At 72.4% G+C, this 22,850-nt stretch carries 18 protein-coding genes; 11 read left to right on the top strand and 7 right to left on the bottom strand.

Annotation, left to right across the window (positions count from 1 at the left end):
• On the top strand, positions 1-1,448 hold a 1,448-nt coding region (locus tag ACFO4E_RS18030), incomplete at its 5' end, for a thioesterase domain-containing protein (protein WP_378576313.1).
• 54 nt (positions 1,449-1,502) lie between these two features.
• Here ACFO4E_RS18030 and ACFO4E_RS18035 read toward each other — a convergent pair.
• Positions 1,503-2,462: a TetR/AcrR family transcriptional regulator C-terminal domain-containing protein gene (locus ACFO4E_RS18035; protein ID WP_378576315.1), complete on the bottom strand. Its 960-nt coding sequence runs from the start codon at positions 2,460-2,462 to the stop codon at positions 1,503-1,505.
• Positions 2,463-2,726: 264 nt separating this feature from the next.
• On the opposite strand from ACFO4E_RS18035, the gene ACFO4E_RS18040 reads away from it, so the two are divergent.
• Both ACFO4E_RS18040 and ACFO4E_RS18045 read left to right on the top strand, forming a co-directional pair.
• Entirely contained in the window at positions 2,727-4,292 is a 1,566-nt protein-coding gene (locus tag ACFO4E_RS18040) for an MFS transporter (RefSeq protein ID WP_378576317.1), read from the top strand.
• Between the two features lie 231 nt (positions 4,293-4,523).
• Entirely contained in the window at positions 4,524-5,366 is an 843-nt protein-coding gene (locus tag ACFO4E_RS18045) for a class I SAM-dependent methyltransferase (RefSeq protein WP_378576319.1), read from the top strand.
• A gap of 12 nt (positions 5,367-5,378) precedes the next feature.
• On the opposite strand, the gene ACFO4E_RS18050 is transcribed toward ACFO4E_RS18045, so the two are convergent.
• Positions 5,379-8,216 carry a helix-turn-helix transcriptional regulator gene (locus ACFO4E_RS18050; RefSeq protein ID WP_378576321.1) on the bottom strand — a complete coding sequence of 946 codons (2,838 nt, stop codon included), beginning with the start codon at positions 8,214-8,216 and terminating at the stop codon, positions 5,379-5,381.
• Positions 8,217-9,354: 1,138 nt separating this feature from the next.
• Here ACFO4E_RS18050 and ACFO4E_RS18055 point away from each other — a divergent pair.
• Genes ACFO4E_RS18055 through ACFO4E_RS18070 form a run of 4 tightly spaced genes read left to right on the top strand, consistent with a single transcriptional unit; the run spans position 9,355 to position 12,774 of the window.
• A complete protein-coding gene (locus ACFO4E_RS18055) occupies positions 9,355-10,248 on the top strand; it encodes a hypothetical protein (RefSeq protein ID WP_378576323.1) in 894 nt (297 codons plus the stop codon).
• Entirely contained in the window at positions 10,245-10,748 is a 504-nt protein-coding gene (locus ACFO4E_RS18060) for a hypothetical protein (protein ID WP_378576325.1), read from the top strand. Before ACFO4E_RS18055 ends, ACFO4E_RS18060 begins: the two co-directional genes overlap by 4 nt.
• A gap of 11 nt (positions 10,749-10,759) precedes the next feature.
• Positions 10,760-12,499: a fatty acyl-AMP ligase gene (locus ACFO4E_RS18065; protein WP_378576327.1), complete on the top strand. Its 1,740-nt coding sequence runs from the start codon at positions 10,760-10,762 to the stop codon at positions 12,497-12,499.
• Positions 12,496-12,774 (top strand): acyl carrier protein, encoded by a 279-nt coding sequence (locus tag ACFO4E_RS18070; protein ID WP_378576329.1) that lies wholly within the window; start codon positions 12,496-12,498, stop codon positions 12,772-12,774. The genes ACFO4E_RS18065 and ACFO4E_RS18070 overlap by 4 nt, the downstream gene beginning before the upstream one ends.
• Positions 12,775-12,796: 22 nt before the next feature.
• Here the strand turns inward: ACFO4E_RS18070 and ACFO4E_RS18075 are convergent, their stop codons facing one another.
• A complete protein-coding gene (locus ACFO4E_RS18075; protein WP_378576331.1) occupies positions 12,797-13,996 on the bottom strand; it encodes an MFS transporter in 1,200 nt (399 codons plus the stop codon).
• Between the two features lie 159 nt (positions 13,997-14,155).
• On the opposite strand from ACFO4E_RS18075, the gene ACFO4E_RS18080 reads away from it, so the two are divergent.
• Positions 14,156-14,614: a MarR family winged helix-turn-helix transcriptional regulator gene (locus ACFO4E_RS18080; RefSeq protein WP_378576333.1), complete on the top strand. Its 459-nt coding sequence runs from the start codon at positions 14,156-14,158 to the stop codon at positions 14,612-14,614.
• Between the two features lie 24 nt (positions 14,615-14,638).
• On the opposite strand, the gene ACFO4E_RS18085 is transcribed toward ACFO4E_RS18080, so the two are convergent.
• Complete coding sequence (locus ACFO4E_RS18085) at positions 14,639-15,811, bottom strand: ADP-ribosylglycohydrolase family protein (RefSeq protein ID WP_378576335.1); 1,173 nt, start codon at positions 15,809-15,811, stop codon at positions 14,639-14,641.
• Positions 15,812-16,089: 278 nt separating this feature from the next.
• Complete coding sequence (locus ACFO4E_RS18090; RefSeq protein WP_378576337.1) at positions 16,090-16,560, bottom strand: SRPBCC family protein; 471 nt, start codon at positions 16,558-16,560, stop codon at positions 16,090-16,092.
• A 114-nt stretch (positions 16,561-16,674) separates the two neighbouring features.
• Between ACFO4E_RS18090 and ACFO4E_RS18095 the strand changes: the two genes are divergently transcribed.
• Positions 16,675-17,223: an Lrp/AsnC family transcriptional regulator gene (locus ACFO4E_RS18095; protein ID WP_378576339.1), complete on the top strand. Its 549-nt coding sequence runs from the start codon at positions 16,675-16,677 to the stop codon at positions 17,221-17,223.
• Between the two features lie 36 nt (positions 17,224-17,259).
• Here the strand turns inward: ACFO4E_RS18095 and ACFO4E_RS18100 are convergent, their stop codons facing one another.
• A complete protein-coding gene (locus ACFO4E_RS18100) occupies positions 17,260-18,021 on the bottom strand; it encodes a MerR family transcriptional regulator (protein WP_378576341.1) in 762 nt (253 codons plus the stop codon).
• 211 nt (positions 18,022-18,232) lie between these two features.
• Entirely contained in the window at positions 18,233-20,362 is a 2,130-nt protein-coding gene (locus tag ACFO4E_RS18105) for an amylo-alpha-1,6-glucosidase (protein ID WP_378576343.1), read from the bottom strand.
• Between the two features lie 152 nt (positions 20,363-20,514).
• On the opposite strand from ACFO4E_RS18105, the gene ACFO4E_RS18110 reads away from it, so the two are divergent.
• Complete coding sequence (locus tag ACFO4E_RS18110; protein WP_378576344.1) at positions 20,515-21,585, top strand: LacI family DNA-binding transcriptional regulator; 1,071 nt, start codon at positions 20,515-20,517, stop codon at positions 21,583-21,585.
• The gene (locus ACFO4E_RS18115) at positions 21,582-22,820 is read left to right on the top strand and encodes an extracellular solute-binding protein (RefSeq protein WP_378576346.1); all 1,239 of its coding nucleotides are present in this window, start codon (positions 21,582-21,584) and stop codon (positions 22,818-22,820) included. Before ACFO4E_RS18110 ends, ACFO4E_RS18115 begins: the two co-directional genes overlap by 4 nt.
• Positions 22,821-22,850: the final 30 nt, after the last annotated feature.

A 22,850-nucleotide genomic window follows, 5' to 3' on the forward strand; every position in this document is an offset into this window, starting at 1 on the left:
TGTGGGAACAGGCCAGCGGCATGAGCGCCCACCTCACCACAGCCGACATCTCCCGCATCCAACGCTCCGGATACCACCGCATCACCAACGACCACGGCATGAGAATGCTCGACGCCGCACTCACCGGAGCAGAACCCTTCGTCCTCCCCCTGCCCATCGACGCCCGCGCCCTGGCCGCCGTCGGCGGGGTCCCCGCCCCATTGCGCGGGCTCGTGGCTCCCGCGCGCCGCGCGGTCGCGGGCACGCCCGCCGCCGCCACGACCGGGTCCGCCCTCGAAGAACGCCTCGCGGGGCTGACGGAGGCGGAGCAGGCGGCCGAGCTCACGGCGATGGTGCGGGGGAGCGCGGCGCGGGTGATCGGCTACTCCGATCCGGACGCCGTCCAGCCGGACCAGAACTTCCTGGAGACCGGCTTCGACTCACTGACCGCGATGGAGCTGCGCAACGTCCTGAACAAGGCCACGGGGCTGCGGATGCCGGCGACCGCGGTCTTCGACTCGGGCACCCCGGCCGCCCTCGCGCGATTCATAGCGGACGAGCTCACCCTGTCCCCAGGAGCCGGGGGCGGCGCCCCGTCCCGGGCCGCCGCGTCGAGCGGGGGCGGCTCACTCGCCGCGCTCGTACACGAGGCCGCGCCCGCCGGCAAGCTGTACGAAGGGCTGGAGATGCTGGAGGCGGCGGCCAGGCTCCGGCCGTCCTTCGCGGCGCTGGAAGAGGTGCACACGGACTACCCGCCGTTGACCCTGGCCGGTGGACCCGCGGAAACGAAGCTGTTCTGCTTCAGCACCCCGATGGCGCTGGGCGGCGCGGCCCAGTTCGCCCGCCTCGCGACGCACTTCCAGGGGGTGCGCGACCTCTACGCCCTCCAGGTTCCCGGCTACGCACAGGACGACGCCCTGCCGGAGACCGTCGACGTCATCGTGCGGATGTGGGCGGAATCCATCCGCGAGGCGGCCGGCTCCGACCCGTTCGTGCTGCTCGGCTACTGCGGCGGAGGCAACTTCGCGCACGCCGCCGCCGCCTACCTGGAAGGGCGGGGGGTGCGCCCCGAAGGGCTGGTCCTGCTCGACACCTTCCTGCCGGACAGCGACGTCATCGGCGAGCTGGGCGGGCAGATGCTCGACGGGATGTTCGAGCGGGAGGAGACCTTCGGGCCCTTCAGCGACGCGAGGATGAGCGCCATGGGGCGCTACTACCGGCTCTTCCGGGAGACCGAGGTGGCCGACATCACGACCCCGGTGCTCTTCCTGCGGCCCGACACCCCCCTGCCCGGGCCGGACGGCACGAGGTCGCGGACCGGTGACTGGCGTTCGTCCTGGCATAGGGACCACGAGCTCGGGGAGGTGCGGGGCGACCACCTCACCATGCTGGAGGGGGAGTCGGCGTCCATGGCGGGCGCGATCGAAGCCTGGCTGAAGGCGTTCGACGAACGCGCGGAGGGCGCCTGACCTGAGAACCTTCCGGGGTGCGGCGTGGGAGCCGGCGCCGCGCCCCGGGACGGGTCACCAGCGGTCGCGGCCGAGGGCCCCGCCCAGGGGCGGCTCGTCGGGGGAGCGCGCCGCCCGGCCATCGACGAAGACCGCGAACCCGTCGAGGAGCCGCCGCAGGCCGAACTCGAAGATCTCTTCGAGATCGGCGATCTCGTCCGGGTTGTTGCGCAGCGCGGCCTGCCGCGGGTAGTTCTCGGTCCCCAGCTCCTCCAGCACCGCCGGGACCTTGACCGCGCGCCACTGGCTCAGGGGGACGCCGCCGCGGCGGTCGGTCGCGATCTCGCTCACCCGCAGCAGCGCCAGCCCCTGGATCAGGCCGCTCAGGCTCAGGTACACGCGGTGCGCCGTGGCGGGGTCCAGCCCCAGGCCGTCCAGCGCGCCCAGCCCCCGCTCGACGCCGGCGAGCACCCCGGGGACGAGCGGGGGCTGCACCGTGGCGATCACCTCCAGGACCCACGGATGGGTCGAGTAGAGGGACCACTCCCAGCGGGCCGAGGCTTCGAGCTCCGCCCGCCAGCTGCGGGGGGCGGTCTCCTCCGCCCCCTCCGTGTCCTCGCTGAACACGGTCTCGACCATCAGGTCGATCAGCTCGTCCTTGCCGTCGATGTAGTGGTACAGCGACATCACGTTGGCGTCGAGCTCGCGTGCGATGTGGCGCATGGACAGCGCCTCCAGGCCCTCGGTGTCCGCGATGCGGACCGCTGCGCGGACGATCACCTCGCGGGACAGCGTGCTGCCCGCCCGCGGGGAATCGGCGGAGCCCTCTTCGGCGGGCTCTTGTTCCGGGGGCGCGGCGCCGGTGTCCGCGGCGACCGGTCCGCCGCCCTGCCGTGCGCCCGAGCCCCCCGCCTCGGCGCGCGCCCGGACGCGTTCCCGATGGGCCCGGGCCTGGCAGGCGCGGGAGCAGTAGCGGGGCCTTCGCCCGCGGGGCGGGATCGTGAGCTCCCTTCCGCACTGGACGCACTTCGGCATTCGACGGCTCTCTTTTCATCACGATCATCGGGTTGTGATGAAATACTAACACGCCGGTTGTGTGATGAAACAGGGGGTGTGTGGGTCGTGATGAAATTTTTCTTCGTCGAAGTTTTGGGGCGTGTCGACTCGAAGAATTCGCAGCTGACATGGATTTTCGGGTCGACGTGGTCGTGTGATCACCGCTCGTGCGGCCAATCGTCACAAGATTCTTATGGTGTAATGATGTGAGTCGAATACACAGTAAGAGAGAGGAAGTGTCCGATGACTGTCGCCCCCAGCGACGCCAAGGCGGGCTGGAAGGAATGGGTCGGCCTCGCCGTCCTGATGCTGCCCGTCCTGCTGATCTCCATCACGGTGACGGTGCTGTTCTTCGCGCTGCCGTCGCTGACCGCCGAGCTGAGTCCGAGCGGCGCTCAGCAGTTGTGGATTGTCGACATCTACGCTTTTCTGCTTGCCGGATTGCTGATCCCCATGGGCAACCTCGGCGACCGGATCGGACGGCGGCGGCTGCTGCTCATGGGCGCGGTGGCGTTCGGGATCACCTCCGGCGTCGCGGCCTACGCCCCCAACGCCGAACTGCTCATCGCCGCCCGCGGCCTCCAGGGCGCGGCGGCGGCGACCCTGATGCCCCCCACCCTCGCCCTCATCCGGGCCATGTTCACCAACGCGCGGCAGCTGCAGATGGCCATCGCGCTGTGGGCCGCGGTGTTCACCGTCGGCAGCGTGATCGGGCCGATCATCGGCGGCTGGATGCTCGAATACTTCTGGTGGGGTTCGGTCTTCCTGATCAACGTGCCGATCATGGTCCTGCTGCTGGTGCTCGGCCCGTTCCTGCTGCCGGAGTACCGCGACCCCGAGCCCGGCGGCTTCGACATCCTCAGCGCCGCGCTGATCCTCATGGCGGCCCTCCCCATCGTCTTCGCCGTGAAGCAGGGCGCGGCCCAGGACTACTCCGCGCCGATGTGGATCGCCGCCGTGCTCGGCATCGTCTTCGTGGTGCTGTTCCTGCGCAGGCAGAAGCGCCTGGCCGACCCCATGCTCGATCTGGCGCTGTTCCGCGACCGCGCGTTCAGCGTCGCCCTGATCACCGCGACCCTGGCGGTGTTCGCCCTGGTCGGGACGTTCTACTTCATCACCCAGTACCTGATGTCGGTGCTGGACATGCGGCCGCTGCTGGCGGGCCTGATGACCCTGCCGACCGCCGTGAGCTCGGTGGCCGGCTCGCTCCTCGGCGCGGCCCTCACCCGGTGGTTCCGGCCCGGCAACATCATGGGATTCGGCATGATCAGCGGGGCCGTCGGCTTCGGTGTGATCTCGCTGCTCGGTACCACCGCCAACCTCCCGTTGCTGTTCCTGGGGCTGTTCCTGCTCGGGTGGGGGATCGGTTCGGTCAACGCCCTGGCGTCGAACCTGGTGGTCGCGGCGGCCCCGCCCGAGAAGGCGGGCTCGGCCTCCGGCCTGTTCGAGTCCTCCACCGAGTTCGGCCAGGCCCTGGGGGCGGCGATCCTCGGCAGCATCGGGGTGGCCGTCTTCCGCCTCACGCTCGCCGGCGACCTCCCGTCCGGCCTGACCGGCGAGCAGGCGGACGCGGCGAACGAGACGCTCGGCGGGGCCCTCGCGATCGCGGCCGACCTCCCCGGCCCGATCGGCGGGGCACTGGCCACTGCGGCACGCGAGGCATATGTCGGCGGGATGCAGACCGCGGCCATCGCCGGTGCCGTCGTCATGGTGATCATGGGCGTCCTGGCGTTCATCCACCTCCGCAACGCGAGGATCGAGGAGGAGCCGGCCGGCTCCGCCGAGTCCGCCCCGGAACCGGTGAAGTGACCCGCGGCCCAGTGGTCGCCTAAGAGGGGTGGAATGGGCACCCCCTTAGTTAGGGGCTTCGCACCATTGCCTGGATGAAGAGGTCCGGGGGAACCTGTAATAGGGCCCTCGGACCTCGCGAGGGTAAGTTCGCCGAAAACGGCGCGCGCCGGCTCCGCGGCTGAAAAAATGTCGCGTGTACCGATATCCGGCGTCGATTCCGCGTTCAAGATCTGAAGGGAAGTCGGAAACATGCACGACAATAGCCTTCAAGCCGTCGCGAGCGTCCAGGCCGATGATGTGATCGCACGGGGCGGCCGGGCCGCCGAAGCGCTGAAGACCGCACACGCGGTCGCGGCCGACGACGACTACACCACCCATGACGAGCAGCTCTCCGTCCTGCTGGCCGCCGAGGCCAGTATCTGCGGGGCGTCGAGGATCCTCGAGGTCGGCGGCTCCTGTGGGAGCCTGCTCACCACCATCGCCAAGGGGTTCGGCTGCCACGGCGAGGCCGTGTTCACCAATGGGGGATATGTGAAGTTCGCGCAAGAGGCGAACACCCACCATAGGAACCGGCTGAACATCGATTTCCGCGAGGCATCGGTGATGCGGCTGCCTTATGAGTCGGAGAGTTTCACCCACGTGGTCAGCCGCGACGCGATGCACAATGTCCCCGACACCCGCCGCAGCCACGCCGAGATCCACCGGGTCTTGAAGCCCGGGGGCGTATTCGCCTTCACCGAGTTCTTCCAGGGCGACGGGGAGATCAGTGAATCCACCCGGAGAAACGTCTACGACCGGCTCGGCTGGAACGGCGGCTATTCGCTGGACGAATACCGCGCGGCCCTGGAGCGCGCCGGGTTCGAGGTCGTCCTGGTACGCAGCCTGAACGGCAGGCTGGCCCGGATGTTCAAGGAGAACGCGCAGGCGGCGCGGGACCGCGCGGAGAAGACCGGGAACGATGCCGCCCGGACCGCGATGCTGGGTTTCGCAGCTTCCTGCGACGCGGTCCGGGCGGCGGTCGACAACGGCGAGTTCGGCTGGGCGAGTTTCGTCACCCACAGGGCGGACACGGTCGCGGGCGCCACCGCGTGATCCCGTCCCCGGTCAGCCGGCCACGGATGCCGAGCCGGTGATCCGCCGCGGATCGCCGCCGGCGATCGCCTTGCTCGCCGCTCTGAGCTCTTTCGCCGAGTACAGCAGGGGGAGGTCGTCCCTGCCGTTGACGTTGAGCTTGCGGTAGATCCGGGTGAGGTGCTGTTCCACGGTGCTCACCGTGATGTGCGCCTTCTTGGAGATCTCCCGGTTCGTGTACCCGAGCGCCGCCATCGACGCCACCCGGTACTCGGCCGGGCTCAGTGTGCTCCGGGCGTTGGGGCCCGTCGGCGCCGCGAACCCCTTCTCGAACGCGTCGGCGATCTCCTTGCGCAGCGGCTCGGCGTGGAACTGCTCGCTGAGGCTGTCGGCCTGCTGGCCGATCAGCCGGGCCTTGACGGTCTCGCCCAGGGTCGCGAGGGAATTGCTCAGGCGGGCCAGCGCGTGTGCCAACTCCAGGCTGTGGCCGCCCTCTTGGAAGAGGTCGATCGCCTCGCGCAGCAGCGCCGGGCGGTGCCGGAGCTCCTTGGTGGAGGCGAGCACCATGAGGGCGAACCCGCGGATCCGGGGGGAGTCGCTGTGCGGGTGGGCGTAGTGCATGTCCAGGAGCTTGCGCGCCCGGGTGTCCTCCTTCAGGACGACCGACACCCCGGCCGCGCCCAGGCGCCAGGGGACCAGCAGCGGGGTGTCGACCTCCCACGACCGCATCAGCGATCCGCACTTCATGAAGTCGCCGAGCCCGGTGTGCGGCTGGCCGACGCTGACGTGGTAGCGCCCCCGCGCCGCAAGGTAGTGCAGGCCGTACCGCGTTTGGAGAGCGCTCTCAGGCAGCGGATGCCGAAGGTACTGCTCGGCTTCCTCGAACTCGCCCATCTCGGTGTGGGCTTCGATCAGGGTGGCGAGCGGCAGGGCCGCGAGCACCCCGAGGCTCCGCTGCGGAAGGGTGTCGAGCGCGATCCGCGCGTACTTGACGGCCTCGAGCAGGGTGCCCCTGCGTTCGGCGATGTGCGCGCGGAAGGCCGCCAGAGCGCTGACCCAGGTGGGGGAGCCGCGGCGTTGCGCCAGCGTGAACAGCGCTTCGGCGAGGTCCGCCGCCTGGTCGGTGCGGTCGGAGTAGACGAGGCAGAACAGGGCCGCTTCGACCGGTTCGATGTTGCAGCCTTCGAGCTGGACCGAGTGCAGCACTTTCTCGGCGGTCTTCAGCGCTCCCTCGTTCACCGTGTTCTGGAGGGTGGTGGTGAGCGTCATGACCGCTTTGCCGTACAGCCCGGTCAGCAGGAAGTCGTTGCCGTCGCCCAGGGGGGACGGGCGGTAGCTGCCGGTCAGCCGGTGCAGGACCGGCGGGTGGGTGGCGGCCAGCCAGTGCTCCGCGGCGAGCCGCCACACGGCGGCGTCGCCGCCCTCGCTCTCCTGCTCGGCCTCGGCCTGCTGGAGTAGGGCGTGCAGGGCCATGGCCTCGTCGTTCTGGCCGTGCCAGAGCATGCACATGAGCAGCCAGTGGATGTCGCCGCCGTGCAGCCGGCCGTCGCGGGCGGCTTGGAGCAGCATGGGGGTGTAGGGGACGGCGGAGGCCGGGTTGATCCGCCATTCGGCTTTGGCCAGTGCCAAGGTGAGCGAGACGCGCTCGTCGCCCGAGCTGAGCAGGACGGCGTGCCGCAGGTAGCGCACCGCGAGCTCGTATTCGCTCGTGCTCAGCGCCTGGTCGGCCGCCTCGCGCAGGACGTCCATGGTCCACGGGGCGTTGAGCGTGGCGTCGTCGAGGATGTGCCCGGCGATCACGGTGGCCTGTATGCCTCTCGCGTGCAGTACCTGTGCCGCGCGGCCGTTCAGTTCGCGGTGGAGTTCGGGTTCGATGGAGTCGAGGACCGCGGCTTTCGCGGCGGGGTGGCGGAACCCGTCCGGGCCGAAAAGGCCGACCGCTGTGAGCCAGTCGAGGGTGCCGGTGACCGTTTCCTGTTTGATGTAGAGCATGTCGGCCAGCAACGCGGGCGACGCGAAGGTGTCGAGTACCGCGGTGGCGTGAACGATTCGCAATGTGGTCGGGCCGATGCGGCGGAGAAGCGTCCGGATCGAGCCGGAGAACCCGTCGGCCGCCACCAGCCCGCCGGGAGCGCCCGCGGCGTTGCGCTGGTCATCGATCAGGGAGTGGGCGAGGAGCGCGTTTCCGCCGCTGACCCGGTGGATCTCCTCGACGACCGGGGGCTCCGTGTCGATGCCGAGGTGGCGCCGGGCGATCCCGGAGATCATGTCCAGGGAATACGGCGTGATCCGCATGCGGTGGCAATTCGGGTGGTACATCAAATCCGTCTGGATACGGAATGGAACCCCGTTCGGTCCTTCGTTGGACGTGAACACCATCAGGATGTTCTCGGTGTGGATTCGGTTGATGAAATGTAAGAGAATTTCAAATGATATTGAATCCGCGTAATGGACGTCATCGACCGTGATGAGGACGGTGCCCTGTCTGGCGCGGTTCGTGATGAGTTCCCACAGCCCCTGGGTGACTCCGATCCAGTTGAGGTCGTCGGGCTTGATCCCGTCGGGGGCGGCGCTGAATGCGGCCTCATGGAGTATCTTCAGCGTGCTCGGGATCTCACCGAGCACCCCCCCGAGCGCTTGCAGGATCTGATGGACGACCCCCAATGAGATGTTCTGCTCGTTTCGCAGGCACGTGGCACTCAGGTGGGTGACACCTGATTTCGTGGCCGCGCCGGCGAAGGAGTGGAGCGTCTGTGTCTTGCCAAACCCCGCTGGCCCGGTTATCAGCGCGGCCCCCCCTCGCCCCTGCTCACTTGTGGCGAGCATGGAGGTGAGGACCTTAATCTCGGATTCGCGTTCGGCGAACTGCATTGACTTCCCTTCGCCTTTGTGACCGTGGAGGAAGCTCTGCAAGGAAGCAGGCAGGGGAGAACAAGCCCGTGTCGTCCCCGAAATCTATCTCGGACAGGGATGAAGGCGCTGGCGGCGGGTATCCGAAACGGACCTCGTGGGTCCGGGATAATTGGCACACGCCGTCGGTCTCTTCCCTGCCTTATAATGTGGACTCCTTCTTCACGCCAATGTGGGTCCATGGCGGACCCACACGGTGACCTGATTCTTTTTTGACTTCGCCCGGCAGGTCCGCTCGGGAGGGCGGGATCGCGGGATCCGGCCTATCACAGGGCGGCATCGGGAGGCCGGCGAGCCCCCGCTCGGCCTCGTCCTCCGGGTGGGGGTCCGGAGGGGGTGTGCTCGGCATTCACGTCGGCCGCCCTGTTAGTCGCAGTAGTGGGGGATGGGCGGTGCTACGGATGCCCGGAGGCCGTATGCGGCCGCGTTCGCCTGCACGGACTCGACGTTGTCACGGCATCATCCAGACGTGAGACGAAGTGGTTACTTTCGGTTATCTTTCGACTCGCAATCACCTGAATCTAACTCATGAGGTCAACCTTACTCAGATGATCGCGTTTCGGAAATAGGATAACGGATCAAGAAAGATTCGGGCATCGCCGAACGCCGTGTCTCCGTCGGGAAGATCGTTGAATGTGGTTCAGTTAGGCAGGTTTCCGGTGGTAGTCGATGCGGGATGGTCGGCCCCCTCCTCCCCGGGGCGTCCGCGGGTTTTGTCGGTTGTGACGTGCGTCGGCTGATGTTCACGGTGTTTTCAACGCCCCACGATAAGCGCCGGAGGGCCGCATCGGGCAGACCCGAAATCCGGATCCACCGGATCACACCGCGGAACGGATCGGGAGAAGGCGGCGTTCCCGCTGTTCACCCCGTTGGATCGGTCGCAGGGCGCCCTGCGCGCGCAGCCCGGCGGTGCCGCGGATCCCCGATCAGGAGCGGCGGCCGCGGCGTGCTCCGGGCCATAGGGGTCGTTTAGGGGTACCCCGATCTCGCGCCTCGCCATAGCGTCCCTGGCAGGAATGCTGCGAATACAACGGGGGCAGTCGGTGTTATCAGCTGACCACTATCAGTGTGAACACGGTATTGACGGCGAGGCGCCGCGGTGACGTCGCTGACGGAATTGACGACGTCCGATCGGATCCGAGCGGGGGCGCTCGAACAGGTGCTGGTGGAGGTCCCGTACAACAGCGCGGCCCAATTCCACGAGTACTTCGGCGGCGGTGCGCTTCCGCCGCGCCTCGGCGCGTCGTGCGCATTCCAGTCGTTCGAGGTCGGGCGGCTGGTCGCCGACGCCGGCGGGGCGCCGGCGCACTTTCTCGCCGACGGCCGCCACGTCGCGGCCGTCTACTTCGAGGGGGCGGGGGAAACACGGATCACCGTCCTCGACCCCTACCTGCTGCACCGCGTGCCCCTGCTCCTGGACAGGGCCGACGCCGTCGACGGCGTGGTGCGCGTCGTGGCCGACGCCTTCCCGTTGCGCGTGCGCGCCGACGGCAGCCCGGCGCCCTCGCGGGTCCGGGCGACCTGGTGGCCCGATCGGGACGAGATCGTGCTGGAGTACGTCCGGTTCAGCCCCCGGCGCGGGCACAACGCCGTGTCCCGGGCCTTCACGCTGCGCCGCGACAGCGCGCTCGGCACCGTGCCGCCGCCCGCGGAGGAGGTCCGGCCGCTGCTGACGCACCCGGAGCAGAACAACGTCTCCATCCGGGTGGTCCACCCCGGCGACCTCCGCCTGCGTGAGGTGGTGTTCCCGCTCACCGGGCGGCCGGGCGCCGCCGCCCCCTCCGCCGGCGGGCTGCTGACGAAGGACGACCAGGGGGTGGTGAGCCGTCCCGGGGCGCCCGGGTTCGACACCGACCTCGCCCTGGTCGCGGAGGCGGTCGGGGAGGCTCCGTCGGGCGTGGTCGACATGCTGCTCGACGCCGCCGCGATCCACGCCCGGGTCGCGCCCGCGGACGGCCCCGCCATGCCCGAGTACGCGGCGGTGGACGAGTGAGCCCACGCTCCTTCTTCCTGGCGGGGGTGATGCAGGGATCGCGGAGCGGCGCCGAAATGGCCGACCAGGGCTATCGCGGCAGGCTGGGCACCCTGATCCGGCGCCGCCACCCCGACGCGGTGATCAACGACCCCGGCGAGCTCATGGACGCCTGGCTGGGCGAGCGCACCGCGGCGATCCGCGCCGCCCACGGGGAGCTGGCGCGGCGGACGGTCGTGCGCCGCGAGGACCTCGGCGACGGGCTCACCGAGCTGGTGGGCGTCTTCCACCGGCTCACCGATCTCGCCGCGGCCAGCGACGTGTGCGTGGCCTGGCTCCCCGGCCACCAGGCCAGCATGGGCACGGCCGCGGAGATGTTCAGCGCCCACCGCGCGGGGCGGACGGTGGTGGCGATCACGCCGATGCGCCAGAACCTCGCCGTGCTGGCGTGCTCCAGCGTCGTCCTGCCCGACGAGGACGCGTTCGCGCGCTGGCTGGCCGACGACGGCGGACGCGCATGAAGGGGGAGACCATGACCAGTGTGACCGGGCCCACCCGGGAGCGCGCGGCGACGATCATCGCCGCGCTGAACTCCGCCGCGTCCGGTCCCGACGCGGACCGGACCCTGATGACCGCCCTCGACGGCGGCGCCGAGCGGCTGACGGCCGCCGAACTGGACCTGCGGGCCCGGACCGTGGCGTCGCGGCTGCGCGCGCACGGCGGGCGGGGCGACCGCGTGCTGCTGCCCGCGGCGCCCGGTCTCGCCTTCCACACCGGCTTCCTGGCGTGCCTGTACGCGGGCATGATCGCGGTACCGGTGCCGGAGATGCGCGCCGGTGCGGCGGCGGGCCGGCTGGAGTCGATCCACCGCGACTGCGCCCCGCGTGCGGCCGTGCTCGCCGGGGCCGGTCCCGACATCCTGCCCGGCGTGCCCGTGGTCCCGGTGACCGCGGACGACGGTGCGGCCCCGGCCGAGCCGGACCCGGCGGCCTTCGCCCCGGAGACCACGGCCCTGCTCCAGTACACCTCCGGATCCACCGGCGACCCGCGCGGCGTGGTGATCAGCCACGGCAACCTGGTCGCCAACCAGGCGGCCATGGCCGACCGGCTCGGCGTGACCCGGCGGACCACGGTGGTGAGCTGGCTGCCGCTCTTCCACGACATGGGACTGTGCACCGGCCTCGTGCTGCCATTGGTCTCGGGCGCCGACCTGGTCCGCATGGAGCCGACGGCGTTCGTGCGCGACCCGCTGGCGTGGCTGCGGGCGATCTCCGCGCAGGAGGACGTCTTCAGCGCGGCGCCCGACTTCGCCTACAACCTCTGCGTCGGCCGCACGAGCGAGGCCGAGCGCGCGTCGCTCGACCTGTCGCCGTGGCGGCTGGCCGGCAACGGGTCGGAACCGGTCCGGGCGCAGACCCTCGACCGGTTCGCCGAGGCGTTCGCCCCGGCGGGGTTCCGCAGGGACGCCTTCCGTCCCGGCTACGGCATGGCCGAGACCACCCTCGTGGTGACGATCGGTGCCTCGGGTGCCTCGGCCCCGGTCCTGCGGGTGGACCGGGCCCGGCTCGCCGAAGGTGAGGCCGCGGAGGCCGGCGACCCCGGCGCCGCCGTCGCGCTCGTCGGCAACGGCACCGCGACCGAGGGGACCACGCTGCGCATCGTCGACCCGCTGACCGGCGTCGCGGTCCACGACCGCGTGGTCGGCGAGATCTGGGTGCGCTCACCGAGCAACGGCCACGGGTACTGGCGGCGCCCGGAGGCGTCCGCCGAAACCTTCGGCGCGCGCCTGGCGGGGACGGACGGCGCCGGCCCCGGCGCAACCCCGGGCCTGCCGGGGGAGGGCGACGGGCCCTATGTCCGCACCGGAGACCTCGGGTTCCTCTCCGAAGGGGAGCTCTTCGTGACGGGGCGCATCAAGGACATCCTGATCATCGGGGGCATCAACTACTACCCGCAGGACGCCGAGGCCGTCGCGGCGGCCGCGCACCCCGCCTTCACCGACCAGCCGGCCGCGGCCTGGACGCCGGCCGAGGACGACCCGGCGGTGGTCGTGGTCCTGGGGACCGCGGAGCGGGACCCCGAGGCGCTGCGCACGGCGGTCCGCGCAGCGGGCATCGCCGTCGCCCGCGTCGTGCCCGCCCCGGTGACGGTGCTGGCCGTGCGCAAGGGCGCGGTCCCGCGGACCACCAGCGGCAAGATCCAGCGCAGGGAGTGCGCCGCGCGGGCGCGTTCGGGATCCCTCGCCGTCCTGGAAAGCTGGTCGAGCCGGTGAGCGGGGCGCAGCCGGACGGGGTCACCGTCGACGCGGTCGTGGCGGTGATCCGCCGCCACCTCGCGGAGCTCCTCGTGATGGAGCCCGACGAGATCGACCCGGACCTGCCACTGACCGCCTACGGGCTGGACTCGCAGAGCGCCGTATCCCTCGTGGCCGTTCTGGAGGACTGGTCCGGCGCCCCGATCGACGCCGCGATCGTCTTCGACCGCCCCTCCGTGGCCGAACTCGCCGAGGCCGCCGTGGCGGCGGTTCAGGGGCGCCCGGCCACGTGACCCGCGCGGCGGCGCACGGGCCTCAGCCCTGCGCCGCCGGGGCGGGCTCGGCGCGGTGGCCCGGGGCGGTGGCGCCGGTGCCGCGGCGGTCGAGGGAGGTGGCGACGACGGCGAGGAGCAGGGCGCCGGCGGGGAGGAGGGCGCCGATCCAGTTGGGGGAGGTCAGGCCCCATCCGAGGGAGATCGCGAGTCCGCCGAGCCAGGCGCCGATGGCGTTGCCCAGGTTGAAGAACCCGATGTTGAGGGCGGAGGCGAGGGTCGGGGCCGCGGCGGCCTTGTTCATGACGCGTATCTGCAGCGGTGCCACGGTCGCGAACGCGGATGCGCCGATGAGGAACAGCAGGACGGCCGACGCGACCATGCTGTGCGCGCCCCAGGTGAAGGCCAGCAGAGTGAGGGACAGCGCGCCCAGGGAGACGTAGAGCGTGGCAACGGGGGCCGTGTCGGTGAGCCTGCCGCCCAGGGCGTTGCCGACGACCATGCCCAGGCCGAGCAGCACCAGCAGCCAGGTCACGGCCGACGTGCCGAATCCGGCGATGTCCGTCATCATCGGGGCGACATAGGTGATGGAGACGAAGAGGCCGCCGAATCCGAGGACGGTCATCGCCATCGCGAGCAGCACCTGCGGGTTGCGCAGCGCCGCGAGTTCCGGCCGGATGCTCGCCTGCTCCGGCTTGGGGCCCCGGGGGACGAGGGCGAGGACGCCGGCCAGGCCGATCGCGCCGAGTACGGCGACGGCGGCGAAGGTCGCGCGCCAGCCCATGTGCTGGCCGAGCAGGGTGCCCACGGGGACCCCGACGACATTGGCCAGGGTCAGTCCGGTGAACATGAACGCGATCGCGCCCGCCCTCCTGTGCGGTGCGACCAGGCCGGCGGCGACGACGGCGCCGATCCCGAAGAACGCGCCGTGGGTGAACGAGGCCACGACCCGCCCGGTGAGCAGCAGGGAGTAGGCGGGTGCGGCGGCGGTGATCGTATTGCCGATGACGAAGAGCGCCATCAGCGCCGCGAGCATGCGCTTGCGCTCGACGCGTGCGCCCAGGACGGTCATCAGCGGGGCGCCGATGAACACGCCCATCGCGTAGACGGTGGCCATGTGGCCGGCGGCCGAGAGGGAGACCCCGAAGCCGTCCGCGACTTCGGGGAGGACGCCGGCGACGACGAACTCCGTGGTTCCGATGGCGAAGGCCCCGATGGCCAGTGCCCACAGTGCGAGTGGCATAGGGATCCGTGTCCTTGTCGACGCCTGTTACATCGAAGGACAATATATGCACACGCGGGTAGTTGCAAGCGCCTTATTTTTTACTCCGGATACGCTGAGAGGCCCGGGCCGCCTGAGGCGGGGCGGCGCTGAACCCGGAGCGCGTGCAGGAGGTTCGCCATGACCGGCACAGACGTCGACGACCGACCCCGGTACGTCCTCGCGCAGGGGTGGTGCGCACTGTCCGTGCTGCACGGCACCATCGAGGCGCACGTGGAACGGGACCTCCAGGCCGCGCACGGTCTCAGCGTCCGCGAGTTCTCCGTCCTCGCGGCACTGAGCGACCGGCCCGAGGCGAAGATGCGCATGAGTGAGCTCGCCGAGGCGGTGGTGCTCAGCCAGAGCGCCACCACGCGGCTGGTCAACCGCCTGGAGGACCGCGGGCTGCTCGGCCGGGTCCTGTGCGACACCGACCGGCGGGGGATCTACACCGCGGTCACCGAGGCCGGACACCGGCTGCTGGCCGAAGCCCGGCCCACCAACGAGGCGTCCCTCGCCGAGGTGCTGGACACGGCCGGACGCGACCCGGAACTGGCCCCCTTGGTCGACGCGCTCCGCCGGCACCGCAGCGGGGTGTGAACGCCCCCGCGCCCGCCGCCGGCGTCAGCCCTCGGGCAGCCCGGAGGGCCAGCCGAAGGATGGCCCGCCGTGCCGGGGGTCGGTCGGCGGGTTGGGGCCGAACTCCAGCGCGCAGTCGGCGGCCAGGCCGATGATGTGGGGGCGGACCTCGACCAGCGCCTGCCAGTGGCCCGGGAACGCGGCGGTCCCATAGCAGGCGCCGACCAGGGCCCCGCAGATCGCGCCCACCGTGGCGCTGGCGCCCGAGTGGTTGACGGCGGCGGCCAAGGCGCGCCGACCGACCTTGTCCGGGCCGCGGCGCAGGTCGTGGATCCCCGCCATGGAACGCTCGCCGTCGAACGCGGGGGCGCACCGCGCGACGCACACGGCGGCGGCCAGCGCGCGGTCGCCGGTCCGCTCGGTGCCGAGGCCGTCGAGGCCCTCGGGTTCCGGAGGGCCGCCGCGCGTGAGCTCCGTCGCCGCCCGGACGGCCGAGGAGACGTCCCCGTGCCCCCGGCGGTTGAGGAGTATGCCGAGGGCCCGGGCGACGGCGTCGTCCATCCGGGCGCCGCGGATCAGCGCCCACACGGTGGCGGCCAGCATGCCCGCGGGGAGGTATCCGCCGGGATCGCCGTGGGTGAGCGCCGCCGATCCGCTGCCGAAGTCGAAGGCGGCGGCCATGGACCCCGCTCCGAAACCGCACGGCGCGGCACGGGCGACGGCCCCGCAGCCCTTGGAAGCGTTGATCGGTTCGTCGACCGTCCCGAGCGGCAACCCCGGGCGCTCCCGCTCCGCCGCCCGGCGCAGCGCCGAGAGGCTGGTCCCGCCCGGTGCGCGGCGGGCGGTCAGCGGGTCGTCCATGGGCGGCACCGGGCCGGGCGGCCCGCTCGGGCCGGCCGCCGTCTCGCCTTGGCCGCTCAGCCAGGTCAGGTACTCCGTCTGCACGAGTCCGAGGGCGGCCCCGCCGATGCCCTTGGCACGACCGCGGGCGGAGGCGCGCAGCGCGGCGCGCGCGGTGCACAGCGCCATCTGGGTGTTGGCGGTGATCGCCGCGACGCCGTTCCCGTCGAAGTCCCGGACGCCCTCGGGGCCGTGGCGCTCGCGGATCCCCGCCAGGGACAGCTCGTCGACGGGCGCCCCGAGCGCGTCGCCGATGGCCAGCCCGAGCAGGCAGCCCAGCAGGCGGTCGGGGTCGAGAGGCGGCAGGAAGAGCTCCATCGCCGCACCGTACCGAGTGCCGCGTGCGGCCGGCGGTACGGGCGCCGGCGGTGGCAGCGCCGCCGGCCCCCGGGCGCGGCGCCGATCCAGGGGCCCGGGCGCGGGGTGTCGGGGTGCCGGTGCGGAGCGGACGCCGAGCGCCGGGGCGCGAGAGTCACCGAGGCCCGGGGCGCCGGACGTCATCGGGGACGGGGGCGCCAGAGGCCGCCGAGGGCCGGGGCACGGGCGAACGGGGCCGCCGGCGGACGGGCGCGCGAACGCGGCTCCGGCCCGGCGCCTCAAGAGCCGTCGGGCCGGGCGAGCTCGGCCGCCAGCGCGTCGAGCAGGTGCCGGGTGCCCTGCTCCCGCCGGCCGGGGTCCTCGTGCCCGTCGAGGTAGGCGCCCTGCTCGGTCAGGACGAGCCGCGTCCCCGTCCCCTCGGGGCGGAATTCGAGGGTCGCCAGGGAGACCGACAGCCGGGTGTCGTCGGCGCGCATGTCGTAGCTGTAGACGATCCGCTGGTCGGGGACGATGTCCTGGAACACGGCCTCGAACGTGTGCACCGGGCCCTCCTTGGGACCCCCGCGGTTGAACTCCCGCCCGCCGACCCGGAAGTCGAGCTCGAACGCGGAGCTGCCCCACTCCTCGGGACCCGCGAACCAGCGCGCCTTGGTCGCCGGGTCGGAGAAAGCGGCGAACACGCGCTGCGGCGTGGCCGGGTAATCGCGCTCGATGGTGAACGCGGAGTGGGTGACGGATCGTCCGCTCATGGTCTGTCCCTCGTGGTCCGTGGTCACGTGGCATCAGGTGCCCGCGTGAGCAATTCTGCGGCCGGACGCCGGATCGCCCACCCGGGCCACGCCCCGCTGCGTCAGACTTGAGGTATGCGCCTGGACCCGCTCGACGAACAGATCATCCGGATCCTGCGTCAGGACGGCCGACGCAGCTTCGCGGCCATCGGCGCGGTGGTCGGCCTGTCGGCCCCCGCGACCCAGCGGCGGGTGGCGCGGCTCGTCGCCAACGGGGCCATCACCGGGTTCACCGCGGTGGTCGCCCCCGCCGCCCTCGGATGGGGCACCGAGGCCTACGTGGAACTGCATTGCAGCGGCCAGCCCCGGCCCGATCTGCTCGCCGCCGACCTGGAGCGCATCGCGGAGGTCGTCGCGGCGTGCACCATCACCGGCGACGCCGACGCCCTCCTGCGCGTCCGCGCGACCGACGTCCGCCACTTCGAGAACGTCCTGGAGCGCCTGACCGCCCTGCCCTACGTCTCCCACACCAAGACCGCACTCGTCCTGTCCCCCCTCTTCGAACGCGACGGCCACGTGGCCGACGCCCCCGGTCCCGAGCCCGCCCTGGCGGACACGCCTCCGGGGGAGCAGAGGGAGGATCCGCCGCCGGCGCCCCCTCGGGCGACCCGCCGCACACCGTAGGCCCGCCGGGCGGACGGGCCGCGGCGCGGCGCCGCCTCACCCGCCGGCGGGCGGCGCCTCCGGTGGCGCGGCGGGCCCGGGGGGCGCGGCGTCCGTGATGTAGGCGTGCAGGCGGGCGGAGGCTTCGAGCATGGCGCCGGCCTGCCGGGTCAGGGCTTCGCGGCGGCGGGTGATGGCGGCGCGGAGGGCGTCGCTGCTGCCGGTGCGGCGGAGGCCGTCGAGCACGGGACGGATCTGGGGGAGCGGATAGCGGCTCTGCCGGAGCATGCGGACCATGCGCGCGTCGCGGACATCGGCGGGGCCGTAGGTCCGATACCCGGTGGCGGGGTCGCGCTTGGGGGCCACGAGCCCGGCCGACTCCCATACGCGCAACGCGGACGTGCGTACGCCCAGGTACGCGGCGACCTCGCCGATCCGCAGGCCCGGCCGCGGCGTCTCGGCCGGGTCGGGCGCCTCCTCCGCGACCGCTTCGAGGGCCTCGCCGGTGGCCTTGAGCGAGGCCCGCTGCTGGTGCAGCTCCGCGTGGCAGGCGTCGATCAGGGAGAGCGCCAGCGGGAGGTCGCCGTCGTGGACCGCCTGCATGATCTCCCGTGCCTGGATCCACCCGTACCCCTGACCGGCCGCCCGATAGGCGAGCAGCGCGCGCCGGTGGCGGGCGTCGAGCCTCCGGTAGCCGGCCGGCGTGCGCGGGGCGTGGGGCAGGACGCCGGAGGCGAGGTAGTTGCGGATCTGTTGGGTGGAGACGCCGACCATCCGCGCCAGGTCGACGGGCCGGATCCGCTCGTCCGCTCCGCTCATGGGCCGACCCTCCCCGCGATGGATTCACCTCGAATGGTGCGGGCCCTCCGCGATCACCGGCGTTCCGGCAGGGGGCGGTGAGGAGGCGGACGGCACGGTCCAACGAACATACTGGAACGCGGTGCCGGCCGAAGCGACGCGGGACGGCGCCGGTGCCGTGTCCGGTCCGGTCCCGTGGCACCGGACCGGACACGGCACCGGACCGCCGCCGTTATGCCGGGCGGCCCGTGGCGCCGGCCCGGATGGCGGCGCCTTCGACGCGCACGGGTGCGGTGGTCTCGACCGTCGCGGTTCCCGCGGCGTCGACCTCGATGTGCAGGGGGTGGCCGCCGATCCGCAGGTCGCGGATGCTCAGCGGGAACCAGTGCGCGAAGGCCGGGTCGGGGTCGACCCGCAGGACACCGGCCGGCACGTCGGCGCTCAGCCGTAGCGCCGCGGTGAGCAGCGGGATCACCGCCGCCGCGGCCCACGCCTGCGGCCGGCACGACGCCGGGTAGGCGAGGACCGGCTCGCCCGCCCGCGCGTCGGTGCCGCCGAACAGCTCGGGCAACCGGTAGTCGAACGCGGGCGCGGCGGCGAGCAGGCCGTCGGCGAGGGACGCCGCGGTGTCGCCGGCACCGGCGCCGGACAGGCCCAGGACCGCTACGGCGGTATCGTGCGGCCAGATGGCCCCCGCGTGGTAGCCGAGCGGGTTGAAGCCCGCCGCGGTGGCGGTCATGGTGCGCAGGCCGTAGCCGGAGTCCAGGTCGCGGCCTGCGAGGCGGCGGGCGACGAGTTCGGTCTCGCGGTCGTCGAGCAGCCCGGTTCCGAGCAGGTGTCCGAGGTTGGAGGTGGCCGTGGCCACCGGTCGCTTGTCGCCGTCCAGCGCCAGGGCGGGGAACGGCCCCTCGGCGTCGGACACCCAGAACGCGCCGCGGAACCGGTGGCGCAGCGCGGCGGCCCAGGTGCGCAGATCGCGGGCGCGGTCGTCGTCGGCGGGGGCCCCGCCGGCGGGGTGTGGGTGGAAGTGGTCCAGCAGGTCCGCTCCGGCGAGCGCCGCCTGGTGGGCGTAGCCCTGGGCCTCGCTGAGGCCGATGGGCGGCTCGGCGATGCGGCCGTCCGGCCACTGGATGGAGTCGCCGGAGTCCTTCCACCCCTGGTTGGCCAGCCCGGTGCCGTCGGTGTCGATGTAGTCGAGGAAGCCGTCGCCGTCGTCGTCGGCCGGGCCGGTGATCCAGTCGAGTGCGGCGCGCAGGTTCGGCAGCAGCGCCCGGACCTCCGCCTCGGGCATGCCCCACTGCCACGCCTCGTGCAGCAGGAGGACCCACAGCGGGGTGGCGTCGATGGTCCCGAAGTACAGCGGCGGCAGCGCGTGCCCGTCGCTCATCGCCGCGCGTCCGCGGACCTCGTGCAGGATCCGGCCGGGCTGCTCCGCGGTCACCCGGTCGGTGCCGGTGCCCTGGCGGCGCGCGAGGACGCGGAGGGTGCCCGCCGCTGTGGCGGTCCCCAGCGGCAGCAGCATCCGGGCGGCCCACAGGGAGTCGCGGCCGAAGAGGGTGAAGAACCACGGGCTCCCGGCCGCCAGGAAGACGTCGGCGGGGTCGCGCGGGTCGGCCAGCCGGAGGGCGTCGAGGTCGGCCAGGCTCCGCGCGACCAGCCGGTCGAGGTCGCCGTCCGCCGAGCGCACGCGGGCGGTGAAGCGCGCGGCGCCGGTCCCGGGGGCCCGGAAGGCCGGCTCGTCGCCCGACGCGCGCAGCCGGAGCACGGCGTCCCACGCCGCGTGGGCGTCGACGGCCACCCGCCAGGTCAGCACCGCGCCCTCGGCGTCGACGCGCACGTCGTCGGGCTCGGGGTCGGCCCGTGCCTCGACCCGGGTGCCGTCCGCTCCCCAGGACAGCACCGCGCCGTCGGCGGACACGGGAGCGGGGGCCGGCCGGCCGCCGTGCTTGACCACGGAGGTGGTGGCCAGGTCGGCGCCGATGCGCACCGAGACCGTGGTCTCCACCGGTGCGCGGGCGTCGTTGGCGAGCCGGATGCGCTCGTCCATCCCGTCGGGCAGGGCGGTGCGCTCGCGCTCCACGCGCACCGTGGGGTCGGCCCCGGTATCGCCGAGCAGCCGTGCGACGGCCGTGAACGACGCGCCGCCCGCTCCGGCGGGCGCCGAGCCGACGGGCTCCGGCTCCGTCCCGTCGAGCGCGACCTCCAGGCGCGACAGCAGCCGCACGTCGTCGCGCAGCCAGCCCTGCGTGCCGGCGCCCTCCCGGATCTGCCCGCCGGGGCCGGACAGCACCACGCTCGGCGCGCTGACGCAGCTGGTCAGCCGATGCAGGTACGGCTGGAGGACTCGGGGCTGGTCGGACAAAGCCGCTCCTTCGAGGGGTTGACAGACGGTGGGGTGACGTCGTTCACTTCGTTTCATCCAGTGTTCATTTGAACGATCAAAAACGCAAGGCATTAATCGATCCGCAAACTTGAACGATCAAATGTCACGAAACCGCTACAGGGGGTATGCAGGTGCCCAACCCGCCGGAGGAGAGCCCGGGCGCGGCCACGATCACGGGGGTCGCCGCCGCCGCCGGGGTGTCGCGGCAGACCGTCTCCAACGTCCTCAACGCCCCGCACCGGGTGCGGCCCCAGACCCGCGAGCGCGTCGAGGCCGCGATCCGCGACCTCGGCTACCAGCCCAACCGGTCGGCCCGCTCCCTGCGCACGAGCGCCTCGCGCATGCTGGGCTACTGCGTCCTGCGGGGCGGGGACGGCAACGTCGTGCACACGCGGTTCCTGCACGCCCTCACCGACGCCGCCGCTGAGCGCGGCTACCACCTGGTGCTGTTCACCGCCCCGACCGGTGAGGCCGGCCTGCCCGTCTACGACGACCTGCTCGCCCAGCGCACCGTCGACGGCTTCGTCCTCACCGACACCTTCAAGGGCGACGTCCGCCAGAAGTGGCTGGCCGACCGCGAGGTGCCCTTCGCCGCGTTCGGCCGCTCCTGGGACGAGCCCGAGCACGGCGACTGGGTCGACGTCGACGGCTCCTCCGGCGTCTACGACGCGGTCGCCCACCTGCACGCCCTCGGCCACGGCCGGATCGCGTTCGCCGGCTGGGAACGCGGATCCGGGGTCGGGGACGACCGCCGCGCCGGGTGGGCCCGGGCCGCCGCGGACATCGGCCTGGGCGAACAGCCCTCCGTCGAGGCCCCCGGCACCGTCCACGGCGGCGCCGACGCGGCCCGGCGGCTCCTGGACCTGCCCGCGCCGCCCACCGCCCTGGTCTGCGCCAACGACCACATGGCGATCGGCGCCCTCGGGGTCCTCGCCGAGCGGGGGCTGCGACCGGGCCGCGACATCGCCGTCGCCGGCTTCGACGACATCCCGGCCGCGTCCCTGCCGGGCATCGACCTCACCACCGTGAGCCAGCCGCTCGACGAGATCGGCCGCACCGTTGTGCGCCTGGTCCTCGACCGGCTCGACTCCGAGAGCGCCTCCCGGCCGGTGGACGCCTCCCCGCGGCAGATCCTGCTCCGCCCGTCCCTGGTCGCGCGCTCCAGCTCCGCACCCACACCGCAGGAAGAGGAAGAACGATGATCGGAAATCGGCCCGGCACCGCGGCCGGCGCGGCCACCGCGGCGCTCGCCCTGGGACTGCTCACCGCCTGCGGCGGCGGATACGACGAGGAAGCCGCGTCCGACGGCGAGCTGACGGTCATGTTCGGCTCCTCAGGGGAGGCCGAGACCGCCGCCGTGCAGGCCGCGCTCGAAGCGTGGTCCGCCGAGTCCGGCACCGAGGCCACCGGGATCCCCGCCCAGGACCTCGTGCAGCAGCTCCGCCAGGGCTTCGCGGGCGGCAACCCGCCCGACGTCTTCTACGTCTCGCCCGACCTCTTCCAGCAGTACGCCCAGGGCGGCTCGCTCTACCCCTACGGGGAGCGGATCGAGGACGCCGACGACTTCTACCCCGCCCTCCGCGCCTCCTACACCTACGAGGACGAGCTCTACTGCCTGCCCAAGGACCAGAGCGCCCACGCCCTGGTCATCAACACCGCCATGTGGGAGGACGCCGGGCTCGACCCCGATGAGCCCCCCGCCACCTGGGAGGAGCTCCAGGACGCCGCGGCGGAGCTGACCGAGGACGGGCGCGTGGGCCTGGCCATGGGCGGCGACTACAACATCGCCGGCACCTTCATGCAGGAGGCCGGCGGCTGGTTCCTCGACGACGACGGTACCGAGGTCACCGCGGACACCCCCGAGAACAGGGAGGCGCTGGACTACATCGCCGGCAACCTCGACGCCGGGAACTTCGCCTACGTCAACGACATCGACGCCCAGTCCGGTTCGGAGGCGCTCGGCAGCGAGAAGGCGGCGATGATCGTCGACGGCGGCTGGGTCACCGGCGCGTTCGACAACGACTTCCCCGACCTGGAGTGGAAGGCGGTCGAGATGCCCGAGGGCCCCGGCGGCCAGGGGACGACCGTCTTCAGCAACTGCTGGGGCATCGCCGAGGCCAGCGGTGACAAGGACGCGGCGGTCGACCTGGTGACCTTCCTGGCAGGCGCCGAGCAGCAGCAGCGGTTCGCCGAGGGCTTCGGCGCCGCGCCGTCCCGGCAGAGCCTCGCCGACTGGACCGCCGAGGAGTTCCCGGAGAAGGCCGCCTTCAACGCCGGCGTCGTCTACGCGCGCGGCCAGGTGGCGGTGCCCGGGTTCGACTCCGTCCTCGCGGAGTTCACCACCGGCCTCGAAGGCGTGGCCGCCGGGTCGGCGACCCCCGAGCAGATCCTCGGACAGCTCCAGAAGAACGGCGAAGAGGCGCTGGCGCAGGAGTAGGGAGCCGGCGGGGGCGGGCGCGGGGCCGTG

This window comes from Nocardiopsis mangrovi (genome assembly GCF_042653925.1).
Taxonomy (GTDB): Bacteria; Actinomycetota; Actinomycetes; order Streptosporangiales; family Streptosporangiaceae; genus Nocardiopsis_B; species Nocardiopsis_B mangrovi.

What these genes read in the sequence shown, in the direction of transcription:
- ACFO4E_RS18085 (WP_378576335.1), bottom strand. Translation starts at nt 15,811, where the DNA reads ATGGAGCTCTTCCTGCCGCCTCTCGACCCCGACCGCCTGCTGGGCTGC.
- ACFO4E_RS18075 (WP_378576331.1), bottom strand. Translation starts at nt 13,996, where the DNA reads ATGCCACTCGCACTGTGGGCACTGGCCATCGGGGCCTTCGCCATCGGA.
- ACFO4E_RS18050 (WP_378576321.1), bottom strand. Translation starts at nt 8,216, where the DNA reads ATGCAGTTCGCCGAACGCGAATCCGAGATTAAGGTCCTCACCTCCATG.
- ACFO4E_RS18065 (WP_378576327.1), top strand. Translation starts at nt 10,760, where the DNA reads ATGACCAGTGTGACCGGGCCCACCCGGGAGCGCGCGGCGACGATCATC.
- ACFO4E_RS18090 (WP_378576337.1), bottom strand. Translation starts at nt 16,560, where the DNA reads ATGAGCGGACGATCCGTCACCCACTCCGCGTTCACCATCGAGCGCGAT.
- ACFO4E_RS18095 (WP_378576339.1), top strand. Translation starts at nt 16,675, where the DNA reads ATGCGCCTGGACCCGCTCGACGAACAGATCATCCGGATCCTGCGTCAG.
- ACFO4E_RS18045 (WP_378576319.1), top strand. Translation starts at nt 4,524, where the DNA reads ATGCACGACAATAGCCTTCAAGCCGTCGCGAGCGTCCAGGCCGATGAT.
- ACFO4E_RS18035 (WP_378576315.1), bottom strand. Translation starts at nt 2,462, where the DNA reads ATGCCGAAGTGCGTCCAGTGCGGAAGGGAGCTCACGATCCCGCCCCGC.
- ACFO4E_RS18100 (WP_378576341.1), bottom strand. Translation starts at nt 18,021, where the DNA reads ATGAGCGGAGCGGACGAGCGGATCCGGCCCGTCGACCTGGCGCGGATG.
- ACFO4E_RS18115 (WP_378576346.1), top strand. Translation starts at nt 21,582, where the DNA reads ATGATCGGAAATCGGCCCGGCACCGCGGCCGGCGCGGCCACCGCGGCG.
- ACFO4E_RS18040 (WP_378576317.1), top strand. Translation starts at nt 2,727, where the DNA reads ATGACTGTCGCCCCCAGCGACGCCAAGGCGGGCTGGAAGGAATGGGTC.
- ACFO4E_RS18080 (WP_378576333.1), top strand. Translation starts at nt 14,156, where the DNA reads ATGACCGGCACAGACGTCGACGACCGACCCCGGTACGTCCTCGCGCAG.